General features: G+C 40.5%; 13 protein-coding genes. 4 read left to right on the top strand and 9 right to left on the bottom strand.

All coding sequences use genetic code 11. The features are described from left to right. Positions 1-160: 160 nt before the first annotated feature. Entirely contained in the window at positions 161-583 is a 423-nt protein-coding gene (locus ACH8JV_RS11295) for an Lrp/AsnC family transcriptional regulator (protein ID WP_191106786.1), read from the bottom strand. Positions 584-718: 135 nt separating this feature from the next. Here ACH8JV_RS11295 and ACH8JV_RS11300 point away from each other — a divergent pair, with 135 nt between their 5' ends. The 3 genes from ACH8JV_RS11300 (at position 719) to ACH8JV_RS11310 (ending at position 4,840) form a co-directional block, all read left to right on the top strand. Beyond that, the gene (locus tag ACH8JV_RS11300) at positions 719-1,954 is read left to right on the top strand and encodes an aspartate aminotransferase family protein (protein ID WP_396521291.1); all 1,236 of its coding nucleotides are present in this window, start codon (positions 719-721) and stop codon (positions 1,952-1,954) included. Further along, positions 1,951-3,045, top strand: a complete 1,095-nt coding sequence (astA, locus tag ACH8JV_RS11305) for an arginine N-succinyltransferase (protein ID WP_396521293.1) — start codon at positions 1,951-1,953, stop codon at positions 3,043-3,045. Before ACH8JV_RS11300 ends, astA begins: the two co-directional genes overlap by 4 nt. 331 nt (positions 3,046-3,376) lie before the next feature. Next, positions 3,377-4,840, top strand: coding sequence for an amino acid permease (locus ACH8JV_RS11310; RefSeq protein ID WP_396521295.1), 1,464 nt, complete (start codon positions 3,377-3,379; stop codon positions 4,838-4,840). 82 nt (positions 4,841-4,922) lie between these two features. Here ACH8JV_RS11310 and ACH8JV_RS11315 read toward each other — a convergent pair whose 3' ends face one another. Beyond that, on the bottom strand, positions 4,923-6,383 hold the full coding sequence (locus tag ACH8JV_RS11315; protein ID WP_396521297.1) for a coniferyl aldehyde dehydrogenase: 1,461 nt from the start codon (positions 6,381-6,383) through the stop codon (positions 4,923-4,925). A 129-nt stretch (positions 6,384-6,512) separates the two neighbouring features. Here ACH8JV_RS11315 and ACH8JV_RS11320 point away from each other — a divergent pair, with 129 nt between their 5' ends. Beyond that, positions 6,513-7,583 carry an AraC family transcriptional regulator gene (locus ACH8JV_RS11320; protein WP_396521299.1) on the top strand — a complete coding sequence of 357 codons (1,071 nt, stop codon included), beginning with the start codon at positions 6,513-6,515 and terminating at the stop codon, positions 7,581-7,583. A gap of 15 nt (positions 7,584-7,598) precedes the next feature. On the opposite strand, the gene ACH8JV_RS11325 is transcribed toward ACH8JV_RS11320, so the two are convergent. The 7 genes from ACH8JV_RS11325 to ACH8JV_RS11355 all read right to left on the bottom strand — a co-directional run bounded on the left by ACH8JV_RS11325 (position 7,599) and on the right by ACH8JV_RS11355 (position 16,857). Continuing rightward, positions 7,599-8,495 carry a DMT family transporter gene (locus tag ACH8JV_RS11325; RefSeq protein WP_396521301.1) on the bottom strand — a complete coding sequence of 299 codons (897 nt, stop codon included), beginning with the start codon at positions 8,493-8,495 and terminating at the stop codon, positions 7,599-7,601. 142 nt (positions 8,496-8,637) lie between these two features. After that, a complete protein-coding gene (locus ACH8JV_RS11330; RefSeq protein WP_396521303.1) occupies positions 8,638-10,389 on the bottom strand; it encodes a tannase/feruloyl esterase family alpha/beta hydrolase in 1,752 nt (583 codons plus the stop codon). 33 nt (positions 10,390-10,422) lie between these two features. Continuing rightward, positions 10,423-10,812, bottom strand: coding sequence for a PaaI family thioesterase (locus tag ACH8JV_RS11335; protein WP_396521305.1), 390 nt, complete (start codon positions 10,810-10,812; stop codon positions 10,423-10,425). A 79-nt stretch (positions 10,813-10,891) separates the two neighbouring features. After that, the gene (locus tag ACH8JV_RS11340) at positions 10,892-12,142 is read right to left on the bottom strand and encodes an OprD family porin (protein WP_252060169.1); all 1,251 of its coding nucleotides are present in this window, start codon (positions 12,140-12,142) and stop codon (positions 10,892-10,894) included. Positions 12,143-12,223: 81 nt separating this feature from the next. After that, positions 12,224-13,363 (bottom strand): acyl-CoA dehydrogenase family protein, encoded by a 1,140-nt coding sequence (locus tag ACH8JV_RS11345; RefSeq protein WP_396521307.1) that lies wholly within the window; start codon positions 13,361-13,363, stop codon positions 12,224-12,226. Between the two features lie 74 nt (positions 13,364-13,437). After that, on the bottom strand, positions 13,438-15,324 hold the full coding sequence (locus ACH8JV_RS11350) for a feruloyl-CoA synthase (protein WP_396521309.1): 1,887 nt from the start codon (positions 15,322-15,324) through the stop codon (positions 13,438-13,440). Positions 15,325-15,405: 81 nt separating this feature from the next. Continuing rightward, positions 15,406-16,857: an aldehyde dehydrogenase gene (locus ACH8JV_RS11355; RefSeq protein WP_396521311.1), complete on the bottom strand. Its 1,452-nt coding sequence runs from the start codon at positions 16,855-16,857 to the stop codon at positions 15,406-15,408. Between the last annotated feature and the right edge of the window lie 29 nt (positions 16,858-16,886).

A 16,886-nucleotide genomic window follows, 5' to 3' on the forward strand; every position in this document is an offset into this window, starting at 1 on the left:
AATTAAAAATTTATTGAGGATTTTTAGAATGAACTATGGTTGTGATGGTTTTTAATTTTCATAGAGGGTACTTAAGGAAATTTCTTTGTAGGAATGGGAGGGTGAGCCAAACTTTATGCTTAGCTCATCAATTCTTATTCTTTGAAGTTAAAGTGCTTTATCAGGTCTTATGACTCGCAAGCAGAATGCTAGTTTCACTGTTATAAATACCTGAAATATTCCTGATTCGTTCTAATACTTTATCGAAGTTTTCTAAAGTGTCGGAACGTAGCTCAACCAAAATATCCCATTTACCGTTGGTTTTATGCAGACATTCAACCGCACTTTCTAAGCGTAGTTCTTTAATTACGGATTGTGCTTTGGTGCCTTCAACCATAATGCTCATCCATGCACGGATAACGTTGCGTTCGGCATTTGGTTTAAAACGAACTGTATATCCGGTAATGATGCCCGAAGTCTCAAGATATTCCATTCTCTTTTTAATGGTTGCTCTTGAGACGTGAACTTTTTCGGCTAACTCGGTCACAGACATCCGTGCGTTATCTTTAAGTAAACCTAAAATAATTTGATCAATATTGTCCATAATGTCATTGTCAATTATCAAATTGGTAAAAAATAATTCATTTTTTGCTGAATTACAAATTTTGTGAATCAATTTGATTTTGAATAATAGGGACATTAGCTCACCCGAATAATTCAATTTAATGGACTAGATAAAATGAATAATTTTGCAGTTTCTCGTAGCGACTTTAACGAGTGGATGGTTCCAGTTTTTGCACCGGCAAATTTCATTCCGGTACGTGGTGAAGGTTCACGTATTTGGGATCAAGAAAATAAAGAATATATCGATTTTGCAGGCGGGATTGCAGTAAACGCATTAGGTCATGCGCATCCAGTGGCAGTAAATGCATTAACAGAACAAGCAACAAAACTTTGGCATGTCGGCAATGGTTATACCAATGAACCAGTTCTACGCCTTGCTAAACAACTCACTGAAAATACATTTGCAGATAAAGTATTCTTCTGTAACTCAGGTGCAGAAGCGAATGAAGCAGCATTAAAACTGGCTCGTAAAGTTGGGCTCGATAGTGGCGTTGCGGGTAAAAGCGGCATCGTGGCATTTAATAATGCTTTCCACGGCCGTACCTTATTTACCGTTTCAGCAGGTGGTCAACCTAAATATTCACAAGACTTTGCACCACTTCCAAACGGCATTAGCCATGTTGCTTACAATGATTTAGAAGCTGCCAAAGCAGTCATTAATGAACAAACCTGTGCCGTGATTGTAGAGCCTGTACAGGGTGAAGGTGGGGTAATTCCTGCTGACATCGAATTTTTAAAAGGTTTACGCGCACTATGTGATGAGTTTGGTGCCTTACTTATTTTTGATGAAGTACAAACAGGTGTAGGCCGTACAGGTTCACTTTATGCCTACATGAACTATGGTGTTACACCAGATGTACTCACTACTGCAAAAGCACTAGGTGGTGGTTTTCCAGTGGGTGCAATGTTAACAACTGATAAATTTGCGCCGCATTTTTCAGTAGGTACGCACGGTACGACTTACGGTGGTAACCCGTTAGCAAGTGCGGTTGCGGGCGCAGTATTCGAGTTTATTAATACACCAGAAGTGCTTAACGGCGTCAAAGAGCGTCATGATTACTATAAAAATGCTTTAAATCAATTAAATGAAAAATATGAAATCTTTAAAACAATTCGTGGCAGTGGTTTATTGCTCGGATGTGTTTTAAAAGACGAGTTTGCTGGTAAAGCAAAAGATATTAATAACCTTGCAGGTGAAGAAGGTTTACTGAGTCTGATTGCTGGTCCTAATGTTGTACGTTTTACGCCGTCTTTAATTATTCCATTTGCCGATATTGATGAAGGTTTAAAGCGATTTGAACGTGCACTTGCTCGCTTTGCAGAAACTCAAAAGGATGAACAAGCCGCATGATGATTATTCGCTACATTGAACCTAAGGATGTTAATGATCTTTATCTTTTGGCTCAAAAAGCGGGTTTTGGTTTGACATCTTTGCAGCCAAATATTGAAAAGTTGGCTGCACGTATTGAACGAGCATGTAAAACAGTAGCAGGCGAATTACCAAAAGCAGATCAGGTTTACTTATTTGTTTTAGAAGATACCGAACTCAACAAAGTCGTGGGTGTTTGCGGTATTGAGGTCGCGCTCGGTTTAAAAGAGCCTTGGTATAACTTCCATGTGGGTACTCAAGTTCACGCTTCGGAACCTTTAAGTGTTTATAACGCTTTACCGACTTTGTACTTGAGTAATGATCATACTAACTGTAGTGAGCTTTGTACGTTATTTTTAGACCCTGACTATCGCTTAAATAAAAATGGCAAGTTTTTATCTAAAGTACGCTTCTTGTTTTTGTCCGCATTTCGCCAATACTTTGAAGAAACCATTGTTGCAGAAATGCGTGGTTATTCAGATGCAACTGGGCAGTCTCCATTTTGGAATGCTGTAGGTCATAAATTTTTTAATATTGAATTTACCAAAGCGGACTATTTAAGCGGAATAGGGCAAAAGGCCTTTATTGCCGAGCTGATGCCGAGACATCCGCTTTATGTCGATATGTTGCCAGACGATGCTAAAGCCGCAATTGGTATGGTTCATCCAAATACGCGACCTGCTTATAATCTTTTGCTAGAAGAAGGGCTTCGCTATAAAGGCTATGTCGATATTTTTGATGGCGGAGCAACACTACAGGCCGATATTGAAAATTTACGTGCCATTAAAGAAAGTCAGATTTTAACTGTACAAGTTGTAGAGTCTACTGATTTAAGTCTAGGTGATGAACCTTATATTGTTGCCAATGATGATTATGAAAATTATCGGGCAATTGTGGTGTATAGCGCACCTTATCAAAATCGAATACAGCTCAGTTTAGAGCAGGCTAAACATTTGAATGTTCAAAATGGGGCAGGAGTTCGTATATTGAGTATTAATGTTCAACAGGCTTCAAAATCAAAAGCTGTAAATAGGCTGGAAAATACTCAGCATTTGCAAATGGCGGTTAATTAAGCAGTGAGTTTTTACAACTCACCACATTTTATGAGGAATATTATATTATCCCTGAGTCAAAAAATTGATATGGATATACATTATCTTAATTGAATGAATGGAACTTATTATTTCATTTTAGATATTCAGATGATGAGGTATAACGGGATAATTCTATGGTTTATATTTTATTGTTTTAAATAACTATTTTAAGATTTAAAAATGGAATTTACTAAATTATAAGTGGTTTTAATAATATTGGTAAGATGATTTATTCGGCTTAATCGAAGCTTATATCACTCATATTATTAAAACCTTTATAACGGTTGCTATAAATTGGAGCTAATATTACATGAGTAATAATAAAGGAAAGCAGTTCCTGGAAGGAGACCTCCTAGGCAGTCAGCATATGACTGAGCAAGAGGAGGAAAAGTTGCAACGCTCATTGACCAATCGTCATATTCAAATGATTGCGATTGGCGGTGCAATTGGTACTGGATTATTTATGGGTTCTGGAAAAACATTAAGTGTTTCCGGGACTTCAATTATTTTAACCTATTTAATTATTGGCTTTTTCTTTTTCTTTGTGATGCGAGCAATGGGTGAATTATTGCTTGCCAACACGAATTTTAAAACATTTGCCGATTTCGCAACCGCTTATTTAGGTCCATGGGCCGGTTTTTTTCTGGGTTGGTCGTATTGGTGTAACTGGATTATTACAGCGATTGCCGATGTGATTGTGATTGGAGGGTACATGCAGTTTTGGTATCCCGATTTACCGGTCTGGATCCCCGCATTTACTTCATTAGCCATATTAACCATACTCAACTTTGTAGCAGTTCGGTTGTTTGGTGAACTCGAGTTTTGGTTCTCACTCATCAAAATTACCGCAATTATCCTGTTTATTTTGGCGGGTATTTATTTAATTAGTACGGGCTTTACTTCTCCGAATGGAGTCAAAGCTTCAGTCAGCCATTTGTTTGAAACACAATCTATGTTTCCTTATGGTGTTACAGGTTTCTTGGCTGGCTTCCAAATTGCGATATTTGCGTTTGTGGGTATTGAACTTGTTGGTACAACTGCTGCTGAAACCAAAGACCCGCATACCTCACTTCCAAAAGCCATTAACTCTATTCCTTTACGTATTTTATTGTTCTACGTAGGTGCATTGGTTTGTATTATTGCAGTTACCTCTTGGGCAAAAATTTCACCAGAAAAAAGCCCATTTGTGGAAATGTTTACGTTAGTTGGCTTACCAATTGCGGCAGGTTTAATTAACTTCGTTGTCGCAACCTCAGCTCTTTCTTCAGCAAATAGCGGAATCTTTGCAACCAGCCGTATGTTATACGGTTTAGCATTAGACAATGATGCACCGAAAAGCTTTAGTAAATTATCTAAAAGAAAAGTTCCAATTCGAGGACTCGTCTTTTCAATGGCTTGTGTAACGCTTGGAACTTCTATTTTATTTATTGTTCCAAATGTTATGACTGCATTTACGATTATTTCAGCACTCACTTCAATTTTATGTATTTTTACATTTATGCTGATTGTGATGTCATATATTTATTATCGTAAGAAAAGTCCTGAATTACATATCAAGTCAAAATATAAAATGCCGGGTGGCTTATTTATGGCATGGTTAACCATGTTATTTTTAGTTTTTACTATCGTTATTTTAGCTTTAGATCATGATACGCTGATTGCTTTAGAGTTTTCACCAGTATGGTTTGTTGGTTTATTTATTGCCTATAAATATAAAAAGAAAAAGATGTTGCAGCTTGATATTTTAAAAGCACAAAAAGTTGATTATATTTAAATAAATTTTAGTGGTTTTATTAGAAATTTTATTATTTTAAACCCGATAAAAAAGCCTCATTACGAGGCTTTTTTTATATACTTTATTTAATATTTGGATCACCTTTTTTCAAAAAAAAGCGAATCGCTAATTTTTGTAGGAATGTTCCATAAGGAGGGTGGAAAAGCTGAGTCGGGAAAAACCGATGACGAATAAATACAGTTTTTGCATGAGAAAGTTCGCGGAAACCTTCTTCGCCATGATATGACCCCATGCCTGAGTTACCGATACCACCAAAAGGAGCATCATGGTTAACTACATGCCAACCCCAGTCATTAATGGTCACACCACCCGAATGAGTTTCACGTAAAATACGATCACGTTCTACCGAGCTATGTGTAAAGCAATAAAGAGCTAATGGTCGCTCGTCCGATTTCACATAGGTAATCGCATCATCTAAAGAATCATAAGCCACCACAGGCAAAATAGGGCCAAAGAGTTCTTCTTTCATAATGCGCATATCTGGTGTGCAATTCAGCACAATCTGTACAGGCATTCTACGGCCTTGTTGGTCGAAGCTGTAAGTGTCGCAAGGAATAACACGAGCACCTTTTTCTTGCGCATCGATCAAAATATCTTGAATACGTTTTAAATGACGGTCATTTACAATCGATGTGTAATTCTCATTATTTTCAATGCTTTGACCAAACATTTTTATAAAGCTTGATTTTGCAGCTTCTACAAATTCATCAATACTTTCTTTAGGAACCAACGCATAGTCAGGTGCTACACATATTTGACCACTGTTTGTTGCTTTACCATGCGTAATACGTTTTGCCGCATCGGCAAGCGGGTAGTTGCGGCTTACAATTGCAGGAGATTTACCACCTAACTCAAGTGTAACAGGTGTTAAGTTTTCAGCTGCTGCTCGCATGACGACTTTGCCAATCGCAGGAGAACCCGTAAAGACAATATGATTAAATGGCAAAGAGGTAAATCTTGCTGGGTCTGTAATTTCTTCACCAAAAACCGCCACTTCATCTTCGTTAAAGACTTCAGCTAGCATACGTCGAAGCATTGCGTTGGTATTTGGGGTAATTTCAGGGAGTTTAATCATGACTCGGTTACCCGCAGCCAAAGCAGCAATGAGTGGGCCAAGTGCTAAATAAACCGGGAAATTCCAAGGTACAATCACACCAACTACGCCTTTAGGTTGGTATTGCACACTTAAACGGTTTGATAAAAATAAAAGCTCGGTACGGCGTTTACTTGGACGCATCCAGCGGCGTAAATGATGAATTGCATGATCAGCCTCTAACACAGAGCCAAGCAAATCTAGTAGTTTGGATTCATCAAGTGATCTTGAGCTAAAGTCAGCATTAATCGCAGCAGCTAAAGCATCTTGATAGCGAATAATTTGTTTTTTGAGTTGATGTAGCTTTGTGCGGCGTGCTTCAAGGCTTGGGTAGGGATCTGCCTCAAAATTGGCACGTTGTTTGGAAAAAATAAGTTCCATATGTTCAGTGGCAGAGCCGTTATATTCTTTTAAAGTGGAGCTTTCCATTATTGTTCCTTCCATACTTTTGCTTATCATACTTTATGCTTGAAGCGTCGTATGGTCGATGTTAAATTGAGACAACAAGAGGTAGTTTAGTGCCATTATGCACGTCACTCTAGGGATGGTGTGAGTTAAATGCCTAAAAATATTTATAAAAATGCAAATAGTGTTATTGAAGGAAATTATGATAATACATCCTTAGGTGCCAATACATATTTGCTGGGTTTGACCAGTTTATTCGATGAAATGGGTTCGCAAGGCCATTCAATATCAGAAGTTCTGTCTGGCACAAATATTTCGACAGATGCTATAAATCAGCCTTCTTTATATATTTCTCAAGTTCCAAAAATTCAGTTATTTCAAAATATTCAAAAACTATCTCACGATCCATTAATTGGACTACGCGCAGGACAAAAGCAGCGGTTGTCAGATTTTGGAGTGTATGGCTATGCGTTATATTCTTCGCGTAATTTTAGACAAGCAGTCGAGCTTGGCATTCGACATATTAAGCTTGCAGGGCCTATTTTAAAGAAGTCTTTTTATATTCGAGATGATGTTGCCGTTTTTGAAGGGCAGGACATTATTGCACTGGGTAAACTTCTGCCTTTGGTGTGCGAGTTTTGGTTTAGTTCAATGCAAACCTTAATTGAACGCGTGCTTGAAGGACCATTTCAAGCGAAGAAGCTTTTATTGCCATACCCAGCACCTGATTATGCAGAAGAATATGAAAAAGTTTTTCATTGTCCCATTCAGTTTAATGCTGGGGTGATGCAATGGCACTTTGATTTAAAATGGCTCGATGTACCTTGCCCAAATGCCAACCCGATTACTGCGGACATGTGTAAGTCATTTTGTGAGCGGATGCTTGGTGCAGCTGAACTTGAAGAGCCTGAGTTGGTGAAAACGATCCGTTTAATATTATTGGATGGAACAGGTCTTTTTCCATCAGCTCAAGAAATGGCTGAACGGTTACATATCTCAAAGCGTACTTTACACAGGCGTTTGGCAGGTTTTGATTTAACCTATCAAGAACTGTTAGATGAAACTCGGCGCCGTCTTGCAGATGAATATTTACGAGAAACCACTTTAACCGTAGATGAAATTGCCGAAAGAATTGGCTTTTCAGATACTTCTAATTTTAGAAAAGCCTATCGTCACTGGACAGGCGTTTCACCGAATGAGTATCGAATACAGTACCAAAATTAAAATCAAGTTTGGTTGCTACTTAAATCGAGAAAGTAACTTTTTCTGTAAAAATGGATTACAGAGTAAAATGGCAAATAAAATAATAAATATACCGATAATACTGAATAGATCCGGTAATTCATGCCAAAAAACAAATCCCCAAACTCCTGCAAAAATAATAGCAATATAGTTCATTGGGCCAATTTGGCCTGCTGGCGCTAGGCTATAAGCATAAGACATAAATAGTTGGCTAATATTAGCTAAAAGTCCTGCTGCAATCAGTAGGCTTAATTCGTGCCAAGTGAAAATACGCCAATGCCAAAACATTGGAATAGAGGAAATTAAACTACCAAAAACACAGAAGTAAAAAACAATACGCTCAGGCGGCTCTGTACTGGTTAAAGCTCTTACGGTGACAAAAGCCATTGCTGATAAAAAGCATGCACCCAAGCCAATAAAAGATAGTGCGTTAAATAAACCTTGGTCGGGTTTAGCAACAAATAAAACCCCAACGAGGCCAATCACAGCGGCAAAAATCATCGATTTGGTAATTTTTTCTTTTAAGAAAAGCCATGCAATCAGTGGAATAAAGATAGGGGATGAATAACTAAAAACCATAGCATTTGAGAGTTTTAAGTTAGCAATCGCATAGAAAAAGCCATACATAGCAGCAAGTCCCACTAGACTTCGCCACGTGTGCATCCAGAGTTTATCGGTTTTAACGAAGTCTAAGCCCTGTTTAAACAGCATCGGAATAAAAATAAATAAACCTACAGCATTTCTAAAAAATACGACGGTCGCGTTGTCTACCGTTTGTGAAGCAAAACGAATGCACACACCCATAATGGAAAATAATAATGCCGATGTCATAAGACAAAGCAGTGCTTTTCCAAGTTGTGTAGAGTGGAGATTTGAAGCAGTCTGATTTTGCATATCGAAATGAGTTTTTGGTTTTCGGTGTTATCTTAGCAGCGATGCAGGCATTGGACGAAATATCATTTGATAATGATTTAATAGTGATATTTATTAAAATAAAAAAAGAGCCTAGGTCAGCTCTCTTTTAATTTTTAGGGTGCTATTTACAGCTAAAATTTTCGGCTTTTTCGCTATCACCTTGACCATTGTAACGGGCAATCAGTGGGTAAGGACAAAGTGGACGGGTGCGGTCTGGCGCCCAGTCTTGTGGAAGCTCAGTATTCACTTGTCCACTCGGGTTACCTGCGCCGCGTGCAGTTGCAATGATTTTGTCAGGTGCTTGCCCATATTCCACCCAGTTAACTAAAGCAGTCAATGCATCAAATTGGTCGGTCGCAATGCCATCACGGGTATGGTTCATGCCCGGAACTCTAAAGAAACGTGCAAATTCAGGTGCTGTACCTTTTGCATCATTTTTATAGTGTTGTAGCAGTTGATCGTACCAATTTTGGGTGTCATCTACAGAGAAAACGCCGTCTGCTGTGCCTTGTACCACAATCATTTTTCCACCGTGATTACGGAGTTTATCTAGATTCAATTCATCGGGTGGCATCATGAATGACATGGAACTTTCGGTATAAACATCATTGGTTGCCGAGAGTTTTGGATAGTCGGTATCGAAGTTAAAATTAAAGGCAAATTGTCTAGAGTTTTGAGTCACAGTTGGGTCTGGTGGAACCTGAAAAAGAATGCCGACTGCAACGGGGTCACGTGCTGTTCCCACCGAAGATTCGAATTTCCAGCTTGCCCAGTTACTGCCGACTAAACCGGGGTCGAAAGGTTGGGTTGCATAGAGTGCTTGTCCAGCCGAATTTACAGGACCACGGTAAATGTTGGCTAATACATCAATTTGTTCGGTGCTTAAACAAGTACCATCTCTTGTGCTTGAGCAAACGGGTACATCTTTGTGAATATCAAAAGCTGTACGGCAAGCCTCAACGTCTTGAACCAGTCCATCTGCAACACCGTCTAAAGCATCGCATCGATCTAAAATCGCTTTTGCTAAAACTTTACGCTCTGAAAGGGTCAGGGTGGTACTTAAGTCATTTTCATCTGTTGCGACACGACGAAGCTGTTGTGCGGTGTAGAGTTGGGCTGCAGCTGCACGAGGTAAATGAAAACCTGGTGTGCTTGCTAAAATTCCATCATATTGGTCGCCCAAACGGGTTGCGGCAATCATGGCATGACGCCCACCATTAGATGTACCGCCTGCATAGGAGCGGTCTGGCAATTTACCATAGGCGGCTTTAATTAGGTTTTTTGCCATAGGCGTGAGTTTGGTAATGGCTCCGTAGCCGTAGTTAATTCTGGCTTGAGGGTCTAAGCCAAACATTGGATTTTGTGAAGCGTTATGTCCAGCGTCGGAGGAAATAACAGCAAAACCATCATGCAGGGCATTGGTCAGTGGACCACCACTGCCGACCTGACCTGTTGCAGGGACTAAATTGCCATCGGTTCCGCCATTACCTTGATAGAGAAAACGGCCATTCCAGTCTATTGGTAAACGCATTTCAAAACCAATTTGATAGGTTTGTCCATCGACAGAACTTACACGTTGGTCCATATAACCTTTAACCAAACAATGTGCGCCAATCGGTTTGTTGGTGACAGTCAATGTACCTGCTTCTTGAAGGGTAGCTGAGCTAATAACGGTATTGTTGTACTGAAATCCGAGTAAGTCTGAACAGCTTCCTGTCATTTTTACGCCAACAGCAGGAGATAACTGCGGTGGTTTGGTTGTTGACGGAACCGTTGTGTCATCATTATCACTTCCACAGCCTGCCAAAGAACCAAGCATGGCAAGCACTAAAGCGGAATGCATCAAAATTCGTTTATTGTTGATGTAATTCATTTATTCATATCCTTATTGAATGAATGTTTGCAATTAATCTAAAACTAGAAAATTAGCTGTGCTTCGTGCAATCATTTTGTTGTTTTGCCAAGCTTCACTTTCAAGATTTAGTACAGTTTTGCCTTGTTTAATGAATCGGCATTTTGTAATGACTTCACCTACAGCACAGGGCCTTAAAAAATCCATTGTTAAGTTGATGGTGGTGGCTGGTTTACGGTCATTGGCGAGATATGCAAAAAGTCCCATCACATCGTCAAGCATGGCGCAGATTATGCCGCCTTCAACGGTGCCGCGTGGATTGGTAAAGCTTTCTAGCGCTGTGTAGTGGATGTTAAGTTCAGTGTTTTTGTCATTCCAATGGATATTATGTCCACCCAATTGGTGATGGATGGGCGGTAAGTGTTCTAAAGTTTTTTGATCCATAATGAAGGCTCCATGCTGAATTATTTATTTCCCGAAAATAAAAAGAGGTTCTATGTGTGATAGAACCTCCTGTTTTGAATTATTTAAATTTCCATGTGTAGTCGATGTTGAGACGGGTTTCGTTTACAGGTTTGATATTGGCTGTAGAGAGCATGTTGTTGTCATAAATGGCATAGCGCGCGCGTAACCCTAAATTTTTTAACCAGCCACTTTGAATGGTGTAGCCTAAATCAAAGTCTGTTTCGCGTTCTTTTAGATTGGTTCCGCCTAAATTGGGTGCATAAATATTGTGACCTGTGGTGTAACGGGTCATAAAACGTAAACCCGGAACATAATCTTTAAAGTCATATTCATAACGGAAGCTATAGGCTTTTTCTTTTGGGTTTAAAAACTCGCCCGGCCATGTATCAATAAGAAGTCCAGTTTCACCTCCGGTCAAATACGGAAAAGCGGTGTCGCCGTGATGTTGGAAGGTGCCAAAAATAAATTTATGGTTTTGATGTTTAAGTTCGAAATGCGCATGATAAAGGTCATTATCGACTAAACCTGCTTTTGCTTGTCCATCATCGCGGCTGCGGTAGTATCGTAATTGTGAACTAAAGTTGGTGGTGTCATTAATTTTGTGTTGATGTAGTGCGCCGACCATGGTTTGGTTATAAAGGTCATCAACATCCATGTAAAAAGCGGTGAGCTTCAATGCAGGATTAAACTGATAGTTTCCACCTAAATAATAGAGTCCATCCGTTTCCGCACTTTTAAATCTTCCATTTACCCCAGAAATTTTAATTTTTTCATAGTTGGTCGAATCACGATGATTCACTTTATCGAGATAGGCTGCCTGTAAATCAAAATCTTTAATATCTTTACTGGTCAGTGAAATGCCTCTATAGGTTTGAGGAAGCAAACGAGCAGGTGACGCCACTAAAACAGGGTTCATTGGCATTAATGTACCGATGCGTAGTTCGGTCTGGCTCATTTTAGCTTTTGCTGTGACTCCAATTTCGCCATAAGAGTCGGCAGGTTCGTTGGTTCGCGTATCTCTAGGTAAGTTTCCTGTACCGCCATGCTCGGCATCGGCATCGAGTTTAAAGCCTGCCGTTGCAAGCACATCCAGCCCAAAACCGACAGTTCCTTCGGTATAACCTGAATTGGCTTTAAGAATAAACCCTTGTGTCCAGTCCTTGGCAGCAGGGTAAGCAGATTGCTCTTGGTAGTCGCGGTCAAAATAGAAATTTCGCGTGGTGAGTTCTACTGAACTGTTGTCAATAAAATTGCCAGCCCACACTGAACCAGAGAGCATGAGGGTAGAGTACATCCATAATTTCGACATAGCATTTCTTCCTGAAATAACATTTTTTGTTTTCAACAAGGCATAGTTGTTGTGTCTGCCTTGTTTGGTTTTTAAATCGAATTATTTTCCGAGCAGTTCTCGGGCGACGATTTCTTTCATAATTTCATTGGTTCCCCCATAAATTTTTTGTACCCGCGCATCCACAAAAAAGCGTGAAATCGGGTATTCCTGCATGTAACCGTAGCCACCAAAAAGCTGAAGTAATTGGTCAATCACTTCACATTGGACATCGGTAATAAAGCATTTCAGTGCGGCAACTTGAGTCACGCTTAGCTGGTGTTGTTGATACAGCGCTGCACATTGGTCTACAAAAGCTTGAGTGGCTTTGGCTTTGATTTGCGCATTTGCGAGAACAAAGCGCGTGTTTTGCATTTGGCTTAAAGGTTGCCCGAAAGCTTTACGTTCCAGCACATAGTCTTTGGTCAGTTCGATGGCGCCTAAAATTGCCCCCAAAGCCATCATTGAAATGCTTAAACGTTCGCGAGGTAACTCTTGCATTAAATAGGCAAAGCCTTGTCCTTCTTCACCCAAACGCTGAGTTGCCGGCACACAAACATCATCAAAAAATAGTTCGGCTGTATCTTGGGCATGCAGCCCGATTTTTTGTAAAGAGCGACCTTTTTTAACGCCGTCTAAAGCAGCATCAACTAATAATATTGAAATGCCTTTTGCTTTAGCTTGAGGGTCAGTTTTTGCCACCAAAACAATCAGGTCGGCATGTAATCCATTCGAAATAAAGGTTTTTGAACCATTAATACGGTAATGATCATTTTCTAAAATGGCCTGAGTGCGTATAGCCTGTAGGTCTGAACCAGCATTGGCTTCGGTCATGGCAATTGCAGTGACGACTTCACCTGTCACCATTTTCGGTAACCAATAGCGTTTTTGCTCTTCGGATCCGATATTTTGCAGGTAAGGAGAAACCAATTCATTTTGCCCGCCAATGGCAACAGCTAAAGACGCAAAGCCCGCTTGAGCCGTTTCTTGAACCAGCATGAGGGAGTAATGAACAGGAGCGCCGTAACCGCCATATTCCTCAGGTACATCAACACACAAAAAACCATTTTCCCCAAGACGAAGCCATAAATCACGTGGGATAAGGCCATTGTGTTCCCACTGTTCGTAATACGGGGCAACTTGTTCTTTTAAGAACCTGCGATAGCTGTCCCGAAATAGTTCAAATTCTGTATCGTGTGGCATGTTGAACCTTTTTTAGGCAAAAGTGAGGCTAAGGCCCAAACCGAAGTTTGAGCTTCCTTTTTTATTTCAATTGCTTATTGCTTTAAGGTGGGCACCCGAATAATCAGTGGGTTATCAGTCTGCTTTTGATAAAGCTCATCAATTAAAGCGGCACGACGTTTCGTAATACTGCTTTGATTGAGGTTGCCTTTATCGGTCACTTCGCCTGCATCGAGTTGAGGTGGCTCGGTCATTAAATAAAGCATTGAGACTGTATTTGAGCTGCCAGTCGCATCTTTATTAAAGGTCGTTAAAAATTGGCGGAACCATTGCTGGACTTTAGGGTGTTGTAATATCTCTGTTGCAGAATGTTCGCCCAGCTTAAGACCAGCTTGTTGAGCACATGCTTCTAATTTTGGAAAAATCAGAAAGCCAACAGCATTTAGGTTTGAACCTGTAATGCAGACATCTTGAATCAGTAAATTACCTTGAATCAGTACTTTGTTGCGTAGTGTGCCGACATTCACAAAAGTGCCCGTATTAAGTTTAAAGTCTTCAGCAATTCGTCCGTCGTACATTAGGCCTTTAGTTGGATCATTCACATCGACCAAACGAACAGCATCGCCCGTATGGAAAAAGCCTTCATCATCGAAAATAGTACTTTGTTGGTCTGCTTTTAAGCGCCAATAACCTTTCATGACATGTTTGCCACGAACACAAAACTCAAGTTTGTCACCACATGGCACTAGCTTAATTTCGCATCCCGGAGCAGGGTAGCCAATAAAGCCAGCCATCACGCGTGGACCAGTGGTAAAAGCACAAGAGGGAGCAGTTTCGGTCATACCCAATCCGCTCATAATGCGAATTTTTTCTCCGCAATGTTGCTGAGCAATTTTATCAAGTCTGTTCCAGCCCGCTTCTGAAAGCGCTGCACCTGCAAAGAATAGAATTTTAACTTTGGCAAAAAAGCGGTCTCTTAATTCTTTATCTTTTTCTAAAGCTTCGGTGAGTTCTTCCCAACCTTTTGGCACATTTAAATAAACTGTTGGAGAAATTTCTTTGAGATTACGAATGGTTTCGTCAAATTTTCCTGCAACGGGTTTGCCGTCATCAATGTAAATGGTACCGCCGTTATAGAGCGCAATACCGACATTGTGACTGCCACCAAAGGTGTGGTGCCAAGATAGCCAGTCGAGTAGGACAGGCGGTGTTTCTTCAAACTCAGGGAAAGTCTGCAATAACATTTGCTGATTAACACACAACATTAAATGTGTGGTCGGTACAGCTTTAGGTAATTTAGTTGAACCTGATGTAAATAAGAATTTGACAATCTGGTTTTCATCAAGGGTTTGGTAAAACTCTTGAACATTTGAAACTGGCGTATCTAACAGCGATTGAAAAGACGTGCAGATCTGATCGCCTACAATACCTTTATTGGTTACCACTTCAATATCGGATGTAATACATGCCTGAATCGCTTTGGCAAAAGCTTGTCCATCGCTGGCATAAACCATACCAGGTGTCAGCACTTCAAACACATGTTTGAGTTTGCCAAAGTCTTGAGAGATCAGAGAGTAGGCGGGTGAAATAGCCGAGAAAGGCACACCCGCTAGCATGGCACCCATAGAAAGTGTTAAATGTTCCAGATCATTGCCACTTAAAATAATGAGTGGTCGTTCTTCGCTTAAATTACGGTCATGCAAAGCTTGAGCAATGTGCCATGCGCGTTGTAGAACTTCTGCATAACTCAGTTTGACCCATTCGCCTTGAGCATTGCGTTTTGCTGCAAAAATATGGTCGGGTTTGGTTTGTGCAAAATGAATTAACCGATCTGTAAGTTTTTGTGGATACGGTTTTAATTGCTCTTTTGGGCTGATATAGAGCGTGTCATCTTTATGGTGATAATGAATATCATGTTGCCCTAATTTTACGAACCGTTCGCGGTCTTGTGATTGAGTGGCATTCATTTGCATTTCTTTCACTCCATGGAAAGCGCATCACTGCGCTTTATTTTTTGCATCATGCAATTTTTATTTAATATGTTGTTGTCCGCATTAGCCTGACTAAATCGGGTAATGACGTGATTGGGTCTGAATGGTGATCCAGCGTAGTTCGGTAAATTCGGCAACAGAGACTTTGCTACCAAAACGTCCGTAACCACTCGATTTTGTTCCGCCAAATGGCATTTGAGCTTCGTCATGTACGGTTGCGCCGTTAATGTGACAAATACCCGAATCAATTTGTTGAGCGACTTCTAATGCTTGCGAAATATTCTGACTAAACACTGCTGAAGAAAGACCGAACTCGCTGTCATTCGCCAGTGCTATACCTTCTTCAATGCTTGAAAAGCGTTGAACTGTGCATACAGGTCCAAATGATTCTTCGCGGTAAAGCAGCATGTCAGGTTTAATATTGAGCACCAGCGTCGGTTGCATGGTGGTGTCTTCAATATGAATGCCTAAAGGTAAGTCAGCACCTTTGTTTTGGGCATCTTCTAGCAAATGTTGAATACGGTTTGCAGCGCGGCGACTTTCTAAAACACCCAATACATTGTCTTTTGAGGTTGGATTACCTGCCTGAATAGAACGGGTTTTCTCAATCAACTTTTCAATAAACTGGTCAGCAATTTTATCTTGAACCAAAACACGTTCGGTCGACATACAAATTTGACCCTGATTAAAGAATGCTCCAAAAGCGACTGCATTTACGGCTTCATTAATGTCAGCTTCATTTAAAACCACAACAGGGGCTTTACCACCCAATTCAAGTAAAACAGGTTTTAAATATTTAGCAGCAGTCTCGGCAATAATTTTGCCGACTTTGGTTGAACCGGTAAAATTAATGCGCTTCACGGCTGGATGAGAGACTAAACGCTCTACGATTTGTGGTGCATCTTCAGCGGCATGCGTAATCACATTCACCACACCTTCACCCAGACCTGCTTCATGTAACACTTCACCAATGAGACGATGTGTTGCTGGGCAGGCTTCCGATGCTTTTAACACTACCGTGTTACCACAAGCCAAAGGCATGGCAAGCGCACGTGTTGCCAAAATTACAGGCGCATTCCAAGGTGCGATCCCTACAATCACCCCACAAGGAACTCGCACACCCATTGCAAGATTGCCCGGCACATCTGACGGAATCAGACTTCCGTCAATTTGTGTGGTCATTGCTGCGGCTTCACGTAACATGTTGGCAGCAAGGTGAACGTTAAACCCATACCATGTTGCAGTTGAACCTGTTTCTTGCATTCCAGTTTCAATGAATTGCTCGGTCTTTTGGTCCATTAAATCGGCTGCTTTTAATAAGCGTAAACGACGCTCGGTAGGCGAGAGTTTCGACCATACTTTAAAAGCTTGCTGCGCTGAATCGATGGCACGATCAACATCTTCCAGTGTTGCAGCAGCAGCTTTAGTTGCTACTGTGCCATCAATTGGACTGATACGTTCAAAAGTTGCCTGATTTGATGCATCAACAGATCGACCGTGAATAAGTAACTGTACATTTTGCATGGGTTGCGTCCTTACATTGCCATTAAAGA

It is taken from the genome of Acinetobacter sp. ABJ_C5_2 (assembly GCF_044538485.1).
GTDB lineage: Bacteria > Pseudomonadota > Gammaproteobacteria > Pseudomonadales > Moraxellaceae > Acinetobacter > Acinetobacter nosocomialis_A.